The following is a 20,229-nucleotide window of genomic DNA, read 5'->3' on the forward strand; positions in this document are numbered from 1 at the left end:
GATCAACGACACGGTCGTGCGGACGCTGACACTGGACCGCAGCGTCCGCTACCAACGACTCACAACCAACAAACTGTCCACGACGTCGTGAGACAGATCTGTCCGTGAGGTCCTGAGACAGGACAGGTCGCTGGAACGACCATTGCCACTCACGACTGGGGTGGTGTGGCTCGTGAGTGGTGATGGTCGTCAGAACAGCCATTGCCACTCACGAGGCCGCTCAGTGCTCCGGCGGGAGGTTCGCGAACTGGACGAGTTCGTTGCCCCGGGCTCGGGTGACCAGCCAGCCGCGGCCCGGCGGCAGCGGTTCCGGCTTGAGCTTGCCGAACACCGGGCCTTCCTCCGGGTTGCCCGACAGCAGGATGCCCGGCGAGGCCAGGTCGCGGACCCGGGAGATCACCGGGTCGAACACCGCCCGCGCCACGCCGCCGACCCGGCGCGTCAGCACCAGGTGCAGGCCGATGTCGCGGCCCTGCGTCATGAAGTCCAGCAGCTTCGTGAACGGGTTGTCGTGCGGGTTCGGCGCCACCAGGTCGTAGTCGTCGATCAGCATGAACAGCTCCGGGCCCTGCCACCAGCTGCGGTTGCGCAGCTGCTCGGGCGTGATGTCCGGGCCCGGCAACCGCTTCTGCATCGCCTGGATGGTCAGCTGCACCATCTCCTTGGTGGCGTTCGACGCGCTGGCGTAGCCGACCAGGTACTCGTCCGGCACCACGCCGAGCAGGCTGCGGCGGAAGTCGACCACCGCGATTTGCGCCTGCTCCGGGCTGTAGCGGGTCATGATGCTGCGCGCCAGCGACCGCAGGAACGTGCTCTTGCCGGACTCCACGTCGCCGAAGAGCATCAGGTGCGGCTCCACCTCGAAGTTCAGGTGCACCGGCTGCAGATCGGCCTCGGAGATGCCGACCGCGATGCCGCGCGGCGAGGCGATCTCTGCCTCGGGCAGCGCCGCGTAGGGCAGCTCGGCGGGCAGCAGCCGGACGCCGGACGCGCGGTCGCCGGGCCACGCCTCGTTGACCGAGTCGACGAAGTGCCGCACCCCGTCGGAGAGTTCTTCGGCGGTGGACCTGCCGTCGACCCGCGGCACCGCCGCCAGGAACTGCCCGGCGTCGGGCGCGAGCCCGCGGCCCGGCGACTGCTCGGGCACGCTCGCCGCTTCCCGCCTGCCGAGCATGGAGTCCACCGCGTCGCCCAGCTTCAGCTCGATGCGGCTGCCGAACACGTCGCGCATGTTCATCCGCAGGTCCATCCACCGGTTGCAGCTGCCGATGACGTGGATGCCGTACGCCAGGCCCCGGTTCACCAGCTGCGTGACGGCGGGCTCCAGCGACTCGAAGTCGCTGCGCAGCGTCATCCAGCCGTCCACGACGAGGAACAGGTCGCCGAAGCGGTCCTCCGGGAACCGGCCCTCGCGCAGCAGCCGCCGGTAGGTGCCCATGCCGTCGATGCCGTGCTCGGCGAACCGCGCCTCGCGCTCGGCCAGCAGCGCGAGCGCCTCGGCGATGCTGCGGCGCACCTGGTTGGTCTCGCGCCGCGTCGCGACGCTGCCGATGTGCGCCAGGTCGCGCATGCCGGTGAGCCCGCCGCCGCCGAAGTCCAGGCAGATGAACTGCACCTCGTCCGGCGTGTGGGTGAGCGCGAGGCTGCCGATGATGCCGCGGATCAGGGTGCTCTTGCCGCTGTGCGGGCCGCCGACGACCACCACGTTGCCGCCCGCGCCCGCGAGGTCCAGCCAGCACAGGTCGCGGCGCTGGTCGAAGGGCCGGTCGATGACGCCGGCCGCGGCGCGCAGCTTGCCCCGCAGCTCCTCCTTGCCGGTGGTCAGCCCGCGCTCGGGGTCGACGACCAGCGGTTCGAGCAGCTGGTCCAGGGTGGGCGGCTCGTCCAGCGGCGGCAGCCACACCTGGTGCGCCGCCTTGCCCTGCCCCTCCAACCGGTCCACCAGCACGTCGAGCAGGGTGTCGCCGACCTGCTCGGCCTCGGTGGTCTCCGCGGGCAGCTCGTCGGTGACCCGGGGGCGCAGGTAGCGGGTGGAGTAGTCCTGCACCGGGTCGATCTGCCGGCCCTCGTCGTCGGTGCGCTTGACCACGCCGCGCTGGTGCAGGCCGGAGACGTAGGCGGCCTTGAACCGCAGCAGTTCTTCGGTGCCGGAGCGCAGGAAACCGTTGCCGGGCGAGCGCGGCAGCTCGTAGGCGTCGGGCGCGCCGAGCACGACGCGGCTCTCCATCGCCGAGAACGTGCGCAGGCCGACCCGGTACGACAGGTGCGAGTCCAGGCCGCGCAGCTTGCCCTCCTCCAGGCGCTGCGACGCCAGCAGCAGGTGCACGCCCAGCGAGCGGCCGACGCGTCCGATCTGGACGAACATGTCGATGAAGTCCGGCCGGGCGGTGAGCAGTTCGGAGAACTCGTCGACGATGACCAGCAGCGACGGCAGCGGTTCCAGCGGCGCCCCGGCGGTGCGGGCGCGCTCGTAGTCGCGCTGGGAGGCGTAGTCGCCCGCCTTGCGCAGCAGCTCCTGCCGCCGCATCAGCTCGCCCTGGATCGCGTCCAGCATCCGGTCCACGAGGTGCAGCTCGTCGGCGAGGTTGGTGATCACGGCGCTGGTGTGCGGCAGGCGATCGAGCTTGGTGAACGTCGCGCCGCCCTTGAAGTCGACGAGCACGAAGTTGAGGACTTCCGAGTCGTGGGTGACCGCGAGCGCCAGCACCAGGGTGCGCAGCAGCTCCGACTTGCCGGAACCGGTGGCGCCCACCAGCAGGCCGTGCGGGCCCATGCCGTCCTGGGCGGATTCCTTGAGGTCCAGCTCCATTGGGCGGCCGTCGGCGGTGATGCCGATCGGCACCCGCAGCTTGTCCCGGTTGGAGCGGGCCGTCCAGTTCTTCGCCGGCTCGAACTCGTACGGGTCGCCGAGGCCCAGCAGGTCGGTGAGCTCTAGCGAGCCGGACAGCGGCTGGTCGCCGGTGGACAGCGCGGAAAGCCGCATCGGCGCGAGGGATCGCACCAGGCCCTGCATGCCGTCGAGGTCGAACGCGTCGGCGCGGCCGACGGATCCGGTGCCGTCCATGGTGCGGCTGGTGAGGCTGCCGTCCGCGGCGATGTCGAGGACCAGCGTGGTCGCGTCCAGCACCCGCGGCGGGTCGGTGGCCAGGTTGATCAGCGTGACGCCCTCGACGCCGCCCTCGATCATCAGGTGCTCGGAGCCGGAGGTGTCGCCGCCGTCGAGGAAGACCACCAGGTGCGCGGCGCCTTCGATCGGCATCGAACCCGGGTTGAACCGGGGCCGGTTCGCGAGCACGTCGTCGAGCATCGCTTCCAGAGCGGTGACGCTGGGTGCCACCAGCCGGATCTGGCCGACCGCGTCGGTCTTGGTCGGGTGCAGCGCGTGCGGCAGCCACTTCGCCCAGTCCCACGCGTCGCGCTCGGCGGGGTGGATGCAGAACGCGGTGAGCACGTTGCTGGGCGCGTGGAAGGTGCCCAGCTGCGCGACCACCGCGCGGGCGAACGCCCGCTTGGCCTCGCGGTCACCGGTCACGTAGATCTGGGAGAAACCGCGCAGCGCCACCGCGACCGGCAGGTTGGGCACCGTCGAGTAGGTGGTGACGAACTTCCGCAGCGCCATCGCGCACAGCGGTTCGAGCTCGTCGACCGGGCGGGTTTCCGGCGGCACCAGGCGGGTCGCCAGCTCCTGCGGGCCGAGCCCCATCCGGACGACGGTGTAGTCCCAGTCGTTCGGGCGGCGCTCCCACAATCGGGCGCTGTGCGCGGTGGACCACAGCTGGTCGGGGTTCGGGTGCCGGTAGAACATCGCGTGCCGCTGGCGTTCCACGGTGTCGCGCACCTGCGCCCGCAGTTGGCTCAGCCGCCGCATGTACCGCCGGCGCTCGGCGATCATCTCCTGCTTGCTGGCGCCCTGGCCGACCTGGCTCATCACCTGGAAGCCGATCATGCCGAGCATCGCGGCGCCGTAGAGCCCGCCCGCGACGTACATCAGCGGACCCGAACGACCGGCGCCGATCAGCAGCGCCATGCCCGCCATGCCCGCCATCATCGGCAGCACCATGAGCACCCGCGTCCAGTTCCGGCCGGGCGGTGGCGGGTTCTCCGGCGGCGGGTCGAGCACCAGCTCGCCGGAGGGCAGGTCCGGGGCAGGACGCCGCAACGGCCGCCGGACGATGATCGTTCCCAAAACCGAGACCTCCAGATCGCCTGCGGCGCGGGCGCGATCTCGCCATCCCGCTGCCGCGATCCGAATTGCTACGCTGCTGGCGAAGTTCCGCTGGGTCGCCTCGCCGACGGCGGCCCGAGCGCGGTGCGTTTGGACCTACATTAGACGGAGATCCCGGACCGCCGTGGCGTCCGAGGTTACGTTATCGACACCGCCGAGCAGATCATCGATGAGAGACTCCTGAAGAATTCGAGTTCACGCCTCTCCCGGAGGAGCGCCATGTCGTCCACATTGGGCATCACTCTGGCGAAAGTCACTATATCCACGCCGAAGCGCGGAATCGACGTCGCGTTGCCCGAGGATGTCGCAGTCGCCGAGCTGCTGCCCTACATCCTGCGCCACGCCGGGGACGACGCGGCGGATGCCGGTGAACGGCACGGCGGTTGGGCGTTGCGCCGCGCATGCGGGGAACGGCTCGACCCGCGGCAAACCCTGGGTGCGCAGGAAATTCGCGACGGCGAAGTGCTCCATTTGGTTCCGGGTCAGTCCGAATGGCCGGAAATCGAATACGACGATCTGGTGGAAACAATTGCCAGCGGCGCTAGGCGAAATGGACGAAGCTGGGGCCGGGTCGCGACCCGGCGCTGCGGTTTGGTCGTCGCCGCTGCGCTGCTGCTCGGCGGCAACCTGATCACGTTGCTGTTCCGGGGACCTTGGCTGGCTCCGGGGCTTGTCATGCTGGCCGCCGCGGTGGTCCTGACGGCGCTCGGCATCGTCGTCGCGCGCGCGGTGCCGGACGCCCGCGCGGGTGCGTTGTTCGCCGGATGTGGCCTGCCGTATGCCTTTTTGGGTGGTTTGCTGATCACCGCGCCCGCGCACGTCGGGCTGTTGCAGTTCGGCAGCGCGCAGCTGCTGGTCGGCACGGTGTCGCTGCTGGTGTTCGGCATCTCCGGCTACGTCGGCGTCGCAGCCGTTGCCCGCGCGTTCGTGGCCGCGATCGCGATCGGGCTGCTCGGCACGCTGGGCGCGGCGCTCGGCGGCTGGCTCGGCGCGGACGCTGCGGCGGCAGTGGTGCTGACCGCGGGAATCGCTTTGCTGCCGGGATATCCGTTGCTGGCGACCCGGCTCGGACGGCTGCCGGTGCCGGAACTCCCGCAGCGCGCGGCCGACATGCTCGCCGACAAGCCGGCGGCGCCGACGTCGACGGTCTTCGCCGCGGCGCGCCGCACCGACGAGATCCTCACCGGCCTCCTGCTGGGCCTGGCCGTCGCGGCGGCGTTCTGCGTTCCGCCGCTGCTCGCGCACGGCGGCGCTGCCCGCCTGACCATGCTCGCGCTGGCCGCCGCCGCGCTGCTGCTGCGGTCGCGGCTGTTCCCGATCCCGCGGCAGCGAATCCCGCTGCTGGTGGCCGGATTGGCGGTGGCGGCCGGATTCGCCGGCAGCCTGATCACGGGCTTCGGAAGCACCCTCGGACTCGCGCTTTCCCTGCTGGGGCTGGTGATCGTCGCACTGCTGGTCGGGGCGGCGGGCGTGGTGTACGCGCGGCGGACCCCGTCGCCGCACCTCGGCCGCATCGCCGACTGGACGGACGTCCTGGCGATCCTGACGCTGATCCCGTACGCGGCTTACATCACCGGCTTCTTCACCTACGTCCAAAGCCTCATGGCTTCCATCGGTTGAGGCGGGGAAGCCGTGGTGGTTTCTGGAGTTTCGCGGTGTTCCCGCCGGTCACGGGCCGTGCGTACTTTGTGCTGCTATGGCAGCAAAAAGTGCACACGGGACCTGACCTGCCGGAACGTCGCCTCAGACGTGCTCGAACTCGGGAGACGGGGCTGAACCGTGGCTAATCGTCGAGACCAGCTGCAGGCGTACCAGTTCATGATGCAGCGGGTCGTGTCCGCGCTGGTGGTGCGCGAGACCGATCCCGAGCTGACGCCGCTGCGCCGCGGCGTCGGCGCCGCGTTCGCGGGCGTGATGATCGCGGTGCTGGTCGCGGCCGGTTTCGGCGTCTACGGCGTGTTCACCGGCGTCGGCGGCAACGCCTGGCAGGCCGAGGGGTCGGTGGTCGTCGAGCGCGAGACCGGCGCGAGCTACGTCTACCGGCAGGGCGCCCTGCAGCCCACCCTGAACTTCACCTCGTCCAAGCTGCTGGCCGGGAAGAAGGACGCCAAGGTGCACCGGGTGTCGGGCAAGAGCCTGACCGGCGTGCCGCGGCGCGCGGTGGTCGGCATCCCGGGTGCGCCGGACTCCCTGCCGGAAGCCCAGTTCGCGCTCAAGGACGGGTGGACGATGTGCTCGGTCCCGGGGCGCAACGCCGCCGGCGGGCCGATCACCACCAGCACCCTGTTCGTCGGCGGCTCCCTCGCGGGCGGGCTGCCGCTGGAACAGCGGGCGGTGCTGGCCCGGGACGCCAAGGACCACATGAACTACCTGATCTGGCGCAACCACCGGTACCGGATCGTCGGCAACCCCGATGACACGGTCAAGCCGGAGCAGGTCATCCGCGCCATCTTCGGGCCGCAGGCCGTGGTGCTGGACGCCGGAACGGCCTGGCTGAACGGGCTTCCGGCCGGGCAGGACATCGCCCCGATCACCATCGACGACTTCGGCGCACCGTCCACAGTGCTCAGCGGCCACCGGGTCGGCGACCTGGTGCACCACCCCATCGGCGATCGGGAGCAGTACTACCTGGTGCGTTCGGACGGGCTGGCGCCGCTGACCGAGCTGCAGGTGCGCATCGTGCGCGGCCAGTACCCGGTGGAGCCGGTGGCGATCGCGCCGTCGGTGGCGAACTCGGCGCCGGTCACCAACGCGCTGTCCGCCCCCAGCGGGGAATCGGCGAAGCCCGCTGACGTGCCGGAACTCGCTCCGGTGCCGGCCGAACGCCGGGCCACGCTGTGCGCGCGGACGCTGGATGCCGCCACCGCACCGGAGATCACGCTGGGCGGCGACGCCGGGGTGCTCGACGCGGGCATCGCGACCAGCGCGGAAACGCCGGAGGGCACCAAGCTGGCGGACCGGGTGCTGGTCCCCGCCGGCGGCGTGGTGGTCGTCCGGGCCAAGGCTTCGGCGACCGATCCGGCCGGGTCGTACCACATCGTCACCGACCTGGGCCTGCGCTTCCCGGTGCCGTCCGAGGCGGTGCTGGAGGTGCTCGGCTTCAGCCCGGCCGACGCCGTGTCGATGCCCGCCGAGCTCGTGCAGCGGATCCCGGCCGGCCCGACGCTGGACCCGGCGGCGGCGCTGCAGACCGCGTCGGCGCTCCCGTAGTTCTCCCGCAGGCAGCCCCGCATTCGCGGGTGTGACCTGCGAAATCGCCTTGGCAGCCGCGATTTCCGGCTATCCGGGATCTGGCAGCGAACCGGAATAGCCTTTGGGCAAACCACTGCCCACCTGGAGAGGTGACCGGAGTTGCCCGATCTCAAGCTAACACCGGAACAGACGACGCAGCTGCAGACCGCGATCGGCGACACGTACGACAACGCGAGCAGCCTGATCAGGCAGATCAGCGGGGACTACATGTCCATCGCCGGCGCCGCGTGGATGGGTGGCGCATCGACGGCCGCCGTCTCCAAGCAGCAGGAGTTCGAGCAGATCTGGAAGAACCTCTCGCAGATCCTCGTCGACCTGGCCCAGGGCGTGGCCGGTACCACCCAGATGGTCGGCCAGCAGGACGAGGACTACCAGCAACTGCTCAACGCAGTGGATGGCACCGGAGACACGGGAATGGGCAACTTTTCCCGCCTGTGACCGGAAATCGTCCGGCAGCGCAAGGCCAGTGCGGTTCAGAACTTCTGCCTGAGGGAAGGGCGACACGATGACGATCAAGTACGGCTTCGGCTCGATCAGCGACACCGGTGGAAACACCGTCACCGCCGCGGGCCAGATGAAGAGCCTGTTCGACGATCTGAAGACCAAGGCGAAGGCCATCCTCGCCGAGGACTGGAACGGTGCGGCGGCGGACGCGTTCGACACGGCGGAGGCCAAGTGGGACGTCCAGGCCAACGCGCTGGGCGACGCACAGGTGCGAACGGGTCAGCTGACCACGCAGGCCAGCGACGACATGCTCGCGACGGACATCCGCGCCTCCAACCTGTTCAACGCCTGACCCGCCGCTTCGCGGGCGGATGCGGTGGTGCGGTGGGCGGTTCCGGCCGGAGCCGCCCACGATCCGCGCCACCACGGCGCGAGGTGATCTTGGTTTCCGATTTTGCCTAAAATTGGATGCCTCGGAGCCCGGCGAAGGTGCGCCCAATTTTAGGCAAAATCGGGAGATTCGAGAGCAGCGTTCCACTTCGCGGAAGGCATGAGCACTGGTGTCTCCGGCGAGGAACGGGGAGTCGCCACCGTGGCGGAGTTCTGCGCCGTGGTGCTCGATGCGGTCGCCGGGTATGAGAACGCCGGCCGCGCCGTTGGGCTCCGCTCGCGGACTCACGCGATCCGCTTGCCGTGCAACAGAACTTGGAGGGGCTGGACTTGGGTTCAGACGCCGGTTTTCGGCCGGTCGTCGAAGAGGTCGGCCGGGGGCTCCGGGAGCTCGTCCTCGGGGCGGTCGACCGGGGCTTCGGCGATGCCGGACCGCCAGCGGCGGCGCCGGCCGCGCGGCCCGAACACCACCACGGCGGTCATCACCACCGCCGCCGACACGCCCACCGCGACCAGGCCGTAGGCGAGGGAATCGCTTTGCTGCCAAGCCGCTTGCCGGGCCAGCTCCTCGGCGGTCGGGACACCGGGATCGGCCGGTGCCAGCGTGGTCGGGTGGCCGTCGACCAGGTTCGCCACCGCCGCCTGGTACGGGTTGATGAGACCGTGGCCGTAGTTCCTGCTGCCGACGCCCTCCGGCGCCGGCGACGCGGTCGCCAGCAGCCGCTGGACGACCTCCTCATTGGACAGTTGCGGCCGGTAGTCCCGCAGCAGCGCGACGGTTCCGGCGACGTAGCCCGCGGCAAGTTCGGTGCCGGTCGCTGGGCCGACCCCGCCGTCCGGGTAGGCGGCCGTGACCTCGGCGCCCGGGGCGACCAGGTCGACGCGCGGCGCGTGCGTGTCGGCCGCCACCATGCCGTCCTCCCCGATCATCCCGACCGAGAGAACTCCTTCGTACGAGGCGGGATACGGGGCGATGCCGGGCGGATCGTTCTGCTCGGCGCGACCGGCAGCGGCGATCACCACGACGTCGGCGTCCAGGGCCCGCTTCGTCGCCTGCCGCAGCGCCGGACTGTCCTGATAGGACACGGCGGCCACGGTGATGATGGTCGCGCCCTGGTCCACGGACCAGTTGATCCCGGCCGCCAGCGGGTCCGGCGCCACGGAGTCGTTCGGCTGCGTGCCCTGCGGGAACGAATCGCCCACGACCTTCGCGGTCAGCAGCTTCGTTTTCGGTGCCACGCCGTGGAATCCGTGCTCGCTGGTCTCCTTCGCGCCGATGACGCCGGCGACGGCGGTGCCCAGGCCGAGGCAGTCCGGCTTGCCGCTGGCCCCGGTCCGCGACGGCGGGCTGAGGTCGACGCTCGCCGCGATCTTGCCGTCCAGCAACGGACTCGACACGCCGGTGCCGACGACGGCGACCCGCTGCTTGGAGCCCGACGTCAGCGGCCAAAGCCGTTCCGGGGTGAGGACCTGCTGGGCCCACGGCACCGGGCTGGTCGCCTGGCCGGCGCCGACGCATTGCTGCGCTTGGGCGGCGGACGGGTCGATCAGCAGGATGCCGAGACTGCCGACGGCAGCGGCGAGCAGCGTTCGCAAGCTGCGTTTCGCGTACACGCCGGGGATGTTAGCCGGTGTACCGCGCGAGTTGTCCACGTTTTCGGTGCGATGAATTCGGGGTGCTGCCGTGGAATTTGAGCCCATGTCGGTGAATCCGGTCTACCGGGACCTGCTGGAACAGCTGCAGCAGACGGCCCGCCGGATCCCGGAAACCCAGCGGAGGATGATGAGCCAGCTCGGCGTGGCGTGGTCGCCGGACCGCATGGTGAAGGTCGTGGTCGGCCCGCGCGGTCAACTCGTCGACCTGGTGATCGATCCGCGCGTCTTCCGGCAGCCCAACGCCGCCGCGCTGACCGCGATGATCCTGCAGGCCAGCCGGGACGCGGTCGCCCAGGTCACCGAGCAGGTGCAGGAGATCATGGCCGAGCAGATGCCGCCCGAGCTGGCCGAGATCCGCGCCGAGCAGTCGCGCGAGGACCTCGGTTTCGACGACCACTTCGCAGACCTGATGCGCAGCGACGCAGAGCGCTACGCGGAGCGGGAGGACCAGCCATGAGCAGCCCTGTGTCAACCTCAGTCCTCCTCAACCGCACCCCAGGGGACCGTGACGCAACCCAGCCACAAGAAACCGCGAAACGCGGGTTTGACCCGGGACGTAACCACAACTGTGAATCGCGGAGAGGCGGAACTGTGAATCGCGGAGAGGCGGACCAGCCATGAGTAGCCCTGTGTCAACCTCAGTCCTCCTCAACCGCACCCCAGGGGACCGTGACGCAACCCAGCCACAAGAAACCGCGAAACGCGGGTTTGACCCGGGACGTAACCACAACTGTGAATCGCGGAGAGGCGGAACTGTGAATCGCGGAGAGGCGGACCAGTCATGAGCGACGCGCTGAACGTCAACGGCGGCCCGGAGGCGGTCGCAGCGCTGCTGAGGCGGCTCGGCGCGCTCGGCGCGGCCTACAAGGGCGGGGCGGACGCGAGCAAGGAGCGGATCGCGGAGCTGATGGACAACCCGCGGACCTTCGGCAACGACCGCATCGGCCAGCAGGGGAAGGCGAACTTCCCGGATTCCGACGCGGTGTTCGAGAACCGCGCGCACCTGGCCGGTCAGCTGAAGATCATCGCGGAGAACGGCATCGAAGCGCTGGGCAGCTACGGCACGGTGGACGACTACTTCGCCGACCAGCACCGGAACGTCGAGGCGTGATGGCGGGTTCGGCCGCGGAGGTCCGCATTGGGTGACGGCGGCATCGGCGAGGGTGCCTCCGATGCGCTCGACGCCTTCGCGCAGGGCGTGGTGGACTTCGGCGAGCAGATGGACGTGTACATCGACGAGCTCAACGAGTGGCTTCGGTCCTGGTTTCACTCGCCCATCGTGCTGCCGCGGCTGAGCTCCGTCTTCCGCCTGCTCATCGGTGACTACCCGGAGGCCGACGAGAACCTGTCGGCGGAGCTGGGCAAGGCGTGGGTGGAGGAGGCCGAGCGCGCCGTCGACTTCCTCCGGGAAGCGCAGCGAGCTGCGGAGGAGGTCACCGCCGGCTGGAACGGCGGCATCGCGGCACCCACGATGAACATGGCCGTGATGAAGCTTTCCCAGGCTGCGAACGACTACGTCACCACGGCCGGTTCGTACGCGCAGGGGGCCTTCAGTTTCAACAACAGCGTGGTGCTGGCCAAGAGCGCCTTCCAGGCCAGCCTGCTGCTCCTGTGCTACGAGGTGATCCGGGCGGCGATCGCGGCGGTGCCCACCTGGGGTGCCTCCATGGTCACCGTCCCGCCGGCGATCATCGTGGCGAGGAACGCGATCCGCGTGGCCGTCGAGAAGGCGTTGCAGCGCGTCGGCGCGATCTTCATCCAGCAGACCCTGCGGAAGCTGGGAATGCGCGCCGGGACCGCAGCGGCGGAGCTCGGCGGCCGGACGTTCGCCAGGTTGGGCACGACGGCGGCCGGACGCACGGCGACCAGGATCGGGCAGACCGCCGGTGGCAAAGCGCTCGGCAGGCAGCTCGCGCGCACGGCCGCGCGCCAGCAGTCCGGTCGGATCATGCGCGAGCTGGCGATGGACGCCGCCCGCACCGCGAGCACGCCGGCCCTGCGCAGGGCGGCGGCGAAGAGCGTTCGGAAGAACGCCGCCATGCGGCAGGCGGTCGAGAAGCAGATCGCGGCAAAGCTCGCAGGGCGACCGGTACCGTTCGCGTCGGCGCTGAGCAGGCGGCAGGCGGGGCAGGTCGACGATGCCGTGCGCAGGGCCTTCGAGCGCGGGGTGGCCACCAGAACGGGCACCAAGGCGTTCACGACCGGCAACATCCTGAGACAGCGGGTGGTGGGCTACGGCCTGCAGAGCGCTCTCAAGTTCGGCATCGGCGCGGACGTGTTCGCCCAGGTCAAGACCGTGCTGGAGACCGACGGCCGGTACTCCTACAACCCGAGATCCACCGCGGCGGCCTTCGTCGGCGCGAGCCTCGGCGGTGCTCCGCTGGGGCTGGCCAGCAAGACTTCGGGATTCGTGGCGCTCGGCGCGGCCGGTGGCGTGGCCGGGCTCGTCGGTGCCACGGCGGTGACCTCGCCGGGCGGCGCCGGCCGGCTCTTCGGAGGAGAGGGCATCACCGCGGAGGGCATCGGGCAGGCGGCGCTGGGCGGCGCGCTCGGCGGGGTGTGGGAGCAGCGCATCGGCGAGCGCAGCTTCCACGAGGTCACCGAGGCCTTCGACCTGATGTCGGTGATCAGCACCGGCCAAGCCCCGAACCTGACGAACTTCATCGCAGATCCCGCCACGGCCGCGTCGCCCGCGGGCGGCCAGGCCCCGGCGCTCACGCCCGCGGGAGACGGACCCGCCGCTGCTCCGGCAGGGAACGGCTCGATGGGCGGCACTCATGCCACCGGCCCGGCGGCAGGCGCGGGAGGCGCCGGTTCCGGCGGCGCGTCGGGTTCCGGTGGGTCCAATGCGGGGCAGGGCCCCGGCGGGGCGCGCCCCGGTGGTGGAGCTGCGGGCGGCTCGGCGGGTTCGGGTGGCGGCTCGGGCAACGGAGGTTCGGGCCCTTCCACGTCCGGCGCCGACGACGGGGCGGACGGCGAGAACGGCGGCGGCCGGGAGAACGGCGAGAAGCCCGGGGAAACCGCACCGGAATCAGGAGAACAGATCCCTGAGGCCGGGACTTCCGAGGCCGGCAGGCCGGGCTCCGGCAGCACCGAAACGGGTGCGCCGGAAGCCGGGCGGCCGGATTCGGGTGCGGCCGAGTCCGGCCGCCCAAGCTCCGGGAACACGGCGGAAAGTCCGGAAGCGAGCCCGGATACCGGAACGCGTCCCACCAGCCCAGGAGAGCCCGGCAGCAACACCACAACGCCGGAGGCGGCGAACCCGGCAGGTTCGCCGGATACCGGAAACCCCGCTGGTCCGTCCGGATCGACCGAGACCGGGAACTTGCCGGGCAGCACGGCAGGCGAGGCAGAGGCTGGTACTCCGGCCGCCGAGACCGGTAGTTCTGCTGGAACGACGGAGAACGCCGATCCGTCCGGCGCAACCGAGACCGGGAACCTCCCGGGCAGCACGGCAAGCGAGACAGGGACTGGTACTCCGGCCGCCGAGACCACTACTTCTGCTGGAACGACGGAGAACGCCGATCCGGCCGGTGCGACCGAGACCGGAAACCCCGCTGGCACGTCGCAAGCCACGAACACCTCCGGAACCGAGACATCGGGGGCCGGTACCGCAGAGACGGGTACACCCGACAGCTCGGCACCTGGAAACCCCGGGACGTCCACGTCAGAGGTCGCGCAACCGGACAACAGTGCCCCAGCGGAGTCCGGACAACCGTCCACACCGGACGGTTCAGGCTCCGAAACCGCCGAGCAGAGCGGGAAAACCGAAACCGTCGAGACCAAAGCGCCGGACACCTCCGCCCCGGAAACCGCCGCCCAAACCGCACCCGCCCAGCCCGCGCCCGCGCTGCGCGAGCCCGGCCCGGTCCCGCAGGCGCAGCAGGTCCGCCTGGAACCGCCGGAGGCTCCGGCCGACCCGGTCCGCTCGCCGGAGCTCGCCCGCCAGGGGCCGACCGACCAGCTCACGAGCCTGGTCGAGCGCGGTCTCGGATCCTTCGACGAGAACACCGGGATCTTCACCGCGCACGCCCCGGGCGACCAGGTGGTCCAGGTCAAGCTGGGCCTGGACGACGGCGTGCCCGCGGGCGCGTTCGACGTGCTGCCGGGCGGCTTCGAGCTGACCCCGGCCGGTTACGTCCAGACCGCGCCGGCCGAGATCCGGATCTCCACCACCACGACGTCGAACGCGGCCGAGGCACTGGAACTCGGTGGGAAACGCCTGGTGGAGTCGATGGCGTACCTGCTCACCACCACCCCGGTCCTCGCGCCCGGCGAGTTCGCAGCCGCGCACGGCCACGCCCCCGTCCGCGGCGACGCGACGACGAAAGGCGACGTTTGGCAGGCGGCTCCCCGCACAGTGCGGGTCGAACCCGGGAACACAGGCTCGCGCGAGGACGCGGAGCAGCTGCTCCAGGAGGAGATCGCCCGCCGCCAGTCCAGCACGACGGCCGCGACCGCGGAATCCGACGCCGTCGCGATAGCGGGCAAGCCCGACGGGACTCTGCTGGTGCACTACGGCGAATCCGGCACCGATGTGGCGGCCGACCTCGCGGTCGACCCGGGCCTGGGGCCGGGCGAGGTCCACGTGCGCGCCCCGGCCTGGCTCGACGACGGCACCGGCACCCTGCGCCAGGTGGACCTCGGCGAGGTGCGCGTTTCCGCAGCGGAGACACCGGATCAGATGCGTTCCCAGGTCGAGGCGGGACTGCGCGCGATGCACGAGGGCCTGCCGGGTCGCGGCGCCAATGCGGCAGGACCCGGTGCACCAAGCGCTCCGCCCAGCGCACCCGGTGGAAAGCCATCGGAGGTCGCGCTCGCGCACGCCGCGCCGGTGGACCGGGAGCTGCCGGGCATGTCGGAGGCCGTGGCGTGGCTGGCCCAGCAGGGCGTCGACGGGCTGACCCCGGCCGAGCTGAACCACCTGCTGCTGGCCGCGTTCCCGGACCTGTTCAACGAGAACGGGCGGACGCTCGCGCTCGACGGTCAGCTGTTCTCCGTCGGGATCACCTTCGGCGAGGCCACCCAGGTGGGCACCGACGCCGAGCTCCTCAGGCGGCAGACCACGCTGCTGAGCCTGCCGGAGCTGGGCAACGCCGCCTCGGGCGCCCGGCAGGTCGTGCTGTCCGGGAAGGTGCCGATGAGCCTGGTGTCGGGCGAGACGCTCGACGCCGACCCGCAGGGCCGGTGGAGCACCACCAACTCGCACGGTGCCTCGGTGGCGCAGCTCGGCCACGTCTCGTCCTCCGACCAGCTCCGCGGCGATGTCCTCCAGTACGACCTGACGGACGTCAAGCTCTGGATCCGGGCCGAGGAAGGCGCCGGCACCGAGGTGGCCGCGGACCGCCCGGTGAAGGTGTGGCTGAACGAGGCCCACCAGCAGCCGCTCGGCGAAACCGTCGTCTTCGAAGGCGCGACGCGCGACGAGGCCGATCTGCTCCGCGCCGGTCGGCTTGCGGGCCTGGACGACACCAGCCGCGTGGTGGACGCCGTCCTGGCGCAACTCCCCGCCGACCTGCGCGACGACGGCTCGGTCCGCACGCAGGTGCTGTACCACGTGCAGCGGCAGGAACGCAGCGGAACCGCTTTGCGGCCGGGCGGTTTCAGCTTCGAGGTCGGCCTGCCCGGAGGAGCGTCGCACCAGGTGACGCTGCGGTCGCGGGTGCACTGGGACGCGGCCGCGCCGACGCACGCGGCCGGGGAGGAGCTGGGCCACGGCCAGATCGGGGCGGCCTACCGCACCGCGGCCGATTCGACCGGCCTGACCAGGGGATTCCAGGTCGGGTCGTCGCTCGGCCCGAAGCTGGTCGCCGCCGTCCGGTACATGTTCGGGCGCAGCGCCTCCGCCGGCACGAACACCAGCACCGGGCACTTCATGACGATGGAGGACTTCGACTTCCGGCCCAAGCACACCTACCGGGTGCGGGTGACCACGGAGATCGAGGTCGAGCGGCCTGCCCAACCGGGGATCACGCAGGTCACGGGCCAGGGATGGGTGCAGCTCGCGGCGCAGGACGCGGCGCGCAACGGGCTGCCGGTCGGCCGCGAAGACCTGCGCTACGACGCCGACGGCGCGATCGCGACCACGACCGTGCAGGAACTCGTGCTCGACGCGCGGGGAAGCGCGCAGACCACGGCCGACGGCCGACCGCTCACCACGACGCGCGAAGTGCCGGAGGTCCACAAAGGACTGGCGCCGCCGGATCGGCCGCACCGGCCCAACCCCGGCCAGCTGCAGGACAGCGGCCCCACCTTGCTCGACCGCGTGGTCCAGCTGACCGGCGTGCCGGAGGCGCGCGAGTTCCTGCACGCCGCGCTCGCCGACCGGTACGGCGACGTGGACGCGATCCTCGCCGAGTTCACCGAGGAGAAGGCGCAGACGTGGCTCGCCGAGGCGATGCAGGACGGCTTCCGCATCCCGGTCGAGACCCGCGGCCGGTCCGGGCAGGTGGAGCTGCGCTGGGTGCAGGTCGAGGCGCGGTGGGCGGCCGAGCGCGCCGAAGAGATCGGCCGCGTCGGCCGGACGCAGCGGGTCAGCGCGCTGCTGACCAGTTCCTCGATCGGCACCAGCATGGAGCTCGCGCGCAGCCGCCTCCGCGAGGCCAGCGCCCTGCTGGGCCGGATGATCTGGGGCCGCAGCCCCAGCAGCAGCGCGGCCGACTCGTTCAGCTACTCGCAGAACGCGGGCTCCCGGCTGGAGTACCGGGGCGGCAGCTCGCTGTGGCGGGTGCCGCTGACCCTCACCGTGAGCGTGGTCGACGCCACCGGCGCCCCGGTGCGCGACGCCGCGGGCGACCAGGTGCGCAAGGAGATCGCCGATCAGGTCCTGGACATCTACACCCCGACGGACGTGCGCCTGGACGGCGCGCGCGAGGCCGGGCCCACGGTGCGCATCAAGGACGAGGCGCAGTTCGAGCAGCTGCTCACCCCCATGCAGTCGCTGCTGCACCTCGACGCCCGCGGCCTGGACGCGGCGGTGCGCAGCCGGATGCCGACCACCGCGGCCTGGGTGGACACCAGCAACGCGACGGCGCTCGCGCACGCGGGCGAATGGCTCTCCGACGGCCAACTGATCCGGACCCGCGACCCGCACGGGCAGGTGCGGGGCCGGGCGCTGATCACGGCCCGGCCCACCGGCCTGCGCGTCCTGAACCGGCTGGAAGGCGTCGGCACGGGCCCGCTGGCGCTCTCCCAGCCGGGGCACGACTTCCGCGCGGGCCGCGCGGACGGGACCACGGCCTCGGCCGCCGACCCGGGCGTGCTGGCGGGCATGGACTCGAACGCCGGCGCCTCCGGCGGCCGCGCCGACGGGACGACCGTCCAGCGCGGGCGCTCCGGCGGCGACGACGAGAACCTCATCACGGCCTACCTCGACGCGCTCACCTTCGAGGCCGACCTGAACATCTCGGTCGCGGCGGGCGAAGCCGCGGCGGCCCGGGTGCTGCCGGCCGCCATCGGCAGCGAGACCGTGCCGGGCCGGTTCCAGTTCGTGCTGACCGCCCAGCAGGTGATGGAGTTCTACGCCAACGGGCTGGAACTCGTCGTGGACGCCGTCCCGGCCGCGATGGTCGACGAAATGCTGACGGCCTGGGAGAACGGCGACCTGCCGCTGGACCGCAGGGTCGCCGCCCGCGCCGTGCAGCGGCGGGCCGCCGAACTCGGGCTGGAAGGCGCGGACATCGACCGGCGGCTGGTGGATCGCGTGCTGGCGGAGTACCCGAACTCGCGGGCCTCCGCCGACACCGGCGACGCGGACGCGCTCGCCGAACTGGCGCGCCTGCTGCACGACACCGACGAGGAAGTGGTGCTGGGCAACAGGTTCCGGCCGCCGGAGTACCACCGCGACCCGGACCGCCCGGTGACCGGCAGCGGCATCGGCCCCGGTCTGGTGAGCGGCTGGCGGTCGAGCGACGGACGCCCGCTGCAGCACGCGCTGGACCTGCTGTCCGAGCTCGGCCAGGACGTGGCCGAGACGACCGGGCTGGAGGAGCGGCTGCGCGGCGCGTTGGCGCCCGGCCCGGCGCTGAACAACACGCAGCGGCAGGCGCTCGCCGACGGCGGCACCGACCTGTTCACCGGGCTGGTCCGCAAGAACGGCCGGTGGATGCGGCTTTCGCTGACCTACGAGGTGGTCCCGACCGGCCCGGCCACCGCCGTCGGCACCGAACCGGGCGCGGTCGCGGCGGTCGGCTACCGCCACCGGGCCAACGCCAGGATCACGCACAGCACGACGGACACCGCCGGCGTGTCCGGGGATCTCAGCGAGACGCAGGACTCGCCGATCGGCGACGTCGGCGAGACCGGGAGCGTCGGCGGCAGCGGCAGCCAGCGCACCAGCCTGTCCGCCTCGCACGCCGAGGTCAACGAGCCCGGCGTGCTCGACGGCAGCGGACTGGTCCGCTTCGAGCGCCCCGCCAAGAGCCTGTTCACCGCGCGGCTCCAGGAGGTGCCGGTCGGCCTGCTCGGCACCGTGAAGAGCGCGGTGACCGGCGAAACGCAGCCGCGCACGAAGCCCTCGAACGGAACGCTGGTCCTCAAGTACGCGATGCACCGGGCCAACCGGCCGTTCGGCCCGCACGAACGCGCGGGCTTCCGCAGGCTGACGGGACTGCCCGCCGAGGCGGAGAGCCGCATCATCGAGTGGAGCCTCACCGACCTGCTCTCGTCGGCCGAAACCGCCGTCCGCCAGGTGCTCCGCGCCGACTGGGCGCGGCCGCTGGGCCTGCGCAAGGCGCACAACGTCGTCCGCGGCGTGCAGCAGATGTTCACGCCAGGGCATGGCAAATCGCTCTGGGCGGACCTGTCCGACGGACGGCCGAAGATCGTGGACGAGTTCGCGGTGTCGCCGCAGCACAGCGTGGCGGTCGGCGTGCAGCTGCGGAACTTCGACCTCGAGGTGCTGCACCGCTACGAACCCGGCGACCACGGGCCGTACACCCTGAAGCGGGCGCAGCGGAACCTCACGACCGGGCACGGGCAGAGCAGAACGGGATCGGCGGGGCTCTCCGGCACGCTGCCGAGCAGCGAGAGCGACGTCGGACCGGGCGACCTGACCGCCGGTTGGGGCGTCCCGGGCGTGAACGCGAGCAGCACCGTCGACAGCTCCGCGAGCGCGCAGGTCGGCTCCTGGACGCAGCTGGAGGGCGAGAGCTACGAGCCGCACGTGCTGGTCCGGCTGCGGACCCGCTTCTCGGTCACCGCCGCCGTGCAGGAGCTGACCGACACCGGGCTGCCGGGCGATCAGCTCCGCCGGGTCGAGGTCAACGCCGAGCCGGTGGACGTGCTCGTCGACATCCCCGCGACGCTGCTGCCCGAGCTGCAGCGCAGCCTCATGGAGCAGCGGGCGTGGGAGCTCACCCAGGAATCGCAGCTGCCGGAAGGCAAGCTCAAGGGCGTGCTGCGAGCGCTGGCCGGGCGGCAGCGGGCGGCCGAGCAGAACGCGTTCGACCTGGACGCCGCGATGCGGTCGGCGGCGGAACTCCCGGGCCACGATCCGCAGCAGCCGCACCGATCCCTCGCCGCGCACGTCCGCGAACAGCATCCCGAGCTGGCCGGACCCGGGGCGAAGCTCCGGCTGGTCAGCGACGAGACGGCCGCCCTGGTGGCGCACCACCAGCGGATGGCCGAGGAGCTGCGCGAATTCCTCGACGAGATCGGCCGCGCCGCGCCGCACCCGGTGGTCGAAGACGGCGTGCGGCAGCTGCGGGACGCGGTCGACGAGCTGGAGCGCGCGGCGACGGCGGTGCCGCAGGCGCGGGAAGAACTCGCCACGGCGGGACGGGAGCGCTTCGACGACGCGGTTCAGCGCTGGCACGACGCGTTCCACGAGGTGCGCGCCATGCTCGTCCAGGACCCCGGGAGCAGCGTCGACGCGATCGCTCGGGAACGGGCCTGGATGGCGCGCTTCGACGCCGCCTCGTCGTCCCGGTACCGGCTGGTCGACGAGATCCTGGCGGCGGCGTCGGAGCTCACCGGGCAGCGCTGGGAGCTGCCGACCGGACTGGACCTGATGCCCCACGGGATGGGACTGGACCCGGTCGAACTCGCGCGCGGGCTGGCAGCGGAGCTGTCCTTCGACGAGCGGGCCGCGGTCGAGGTCGACCTGTCGGTCGCGGCGCCCGACGGCTCGACCACCCGGTTCCGCATCACCGGCGATGGCCAGGTGGTGCAGCAAGGCACCCCGCCCCTGTCTCTTATACACATCTAAAAAAAAAAAAAAAAAAATCCATACACAGGGACCTTGGAGTGTATACATCCTACTA

The 20,229-nt window shown here is 71.5% G+C and carries 9 protein-coding genes; 7 read left to right on the top strand and 2 right to left on the bottom strand.

Features of this window, described 5'->3' with window-relative positions:
• Positions 1-220: 220 nt before the first annotated feature.
• Complete coding sequence (eccCa, locus tag E1288_RS42555) at positions 221-4,186, bottom strand: type VII secretion protein EccCa (protein WP_165968563.1); 3,966 nt, start codon at positions 4,184-4,186, stop codon at positions 221-223.
• A 258-nt stretch (positions 4,187-4,444) separates the two neighbouring features.
• Here eccCa and eccD point away from each other — a divergent pair, with 258 nt between their 5' ends.
• The 4 genes from eccD (at position 4,445) to E1288_RS42575 (ending at position 8,273) form a co-directional block, all read left to right on the top strand.
• Positions 4,445-5,845 carry a type VII secretion integral membrane protein EccD gene (gene eccD, locus E1288_RS42560; RefSeq protein ID WP_132494481.1) on the top strand — a complete coding sequence of 467 codons (1,401 nt, stop codon included), beginning with the start codon at positions 4,445-4,447 and terminating at the stop codon, positions 5,843-5,845.
• A gap of 159 nt (positions 5,846-6,004) precedes the next feature.
• Positions 6,005-7,435: a type VII secretion protein EccB gene (gene eccB / locus E1288_RS42565; RefSeq protein WP_132494483.1), complete on the top strand. Its 1,431-nt coding sequence runs from the start codon at positions 6,005-6,007 to the stop codon at positions 7,433-7,435.
• Positions 7,436-7,576: 141 nt separating this feature from the next.
• Positions 7,577-7,915, top strand: coding sequence for a WXG100 family type VII secretion target (locus tag E1288_RS42570; RefSeq protein ID WP_132494485.1), 339 nt, complete (start codon positions 7,577-7,579; stop codon positions 7,913-7,915).
• A gap of 67 nt (positions 7,916-7,982) precedes the next feature.
• Complete coding sequence (locus E1288_RS42575) at positions 7,983-8,273, top strand: WXG100 family type VII secretion target (protein ID WP_132494487.1); 291 nt, start codon at positions 7,983-7,985, stop codon at positions 8,271-8,273.
• A 374-nt stretch (positions 8,274-8,647) separates the two neighbouring features.
• On the opposite strand, the gene E1288_RS42580 is transcribed toward E1288_RS42575, so the two are convergent.
• Positions 8,648-9,925 (bottom strand): S8 family serine peptidase, encoded by a 1,278-nt coding sequence (locus E1288_RS42580; RefSeq protein WP_235884205.1) that lies wholly within the window; start codon positions 9,923-9,925, stop codon positions 8,648-8,650.
• Positions 9,926-9,995: 70 nt separating this feature from the next.
• On the opposite strand from E1288_RS42580, the gene E1288_RS42585 reads away from it, so the two are divergent.
• The 3 genes from E1288_RS42585 (at position 9,996) to E1288_RS42595 (ending at position 20,174) form a co-directional block, all read left to right on the top strand.
• Positions 9,996-10,424: a YbaB/EbfC family nucleoid-associated protein gene (locus tag E1288_RS42585; protein ID WP_132494491.1), complete on the top strand. Its 429-nt coding sequence runs from the start codon at positions 9,996-9,998 to the stop codon at positions 10,422-10,424.
• Between the two features lie 324 nt (positions 10,425-10,748).
• The gene (locus E1288_RS42590; RefSeq protein WP_132494493.1) at positions 10,749-11,078 is read left to right on the top strand and encodes a hypothetical protein; all 330 of its coding nucleotides are present in this window, start codon (positions 10,749-10,751) and stop codon (positions 11,076-11,078) included.
• A 27-nt stretch (positions 11,079-11,105) separates the two neighbouring features.
• On the top strand, positions 11,106-20,174 hold the full coding sequence (locus E1288_RS42595; RefSeq protein ID WP_132494495.1) for a WXG100-like domain-containing protein: 9,069 nt from the start codon (positions 11,106-11,108) through the stop codon (positions 20,172-20,174).
• Positions 20,175-20,229 lie beyond the last annotated feature (55 nt).

It is taken from the genome of Saccharopolyspora elongata (assembly GCF_004348985.1).
GTDB lineage: Bacteria > Actinomycetota > Actinomycetes > Mycobacteriales > Pseudonocardiaceae > Saccharopolyspora > Saccharopolyspora elongata.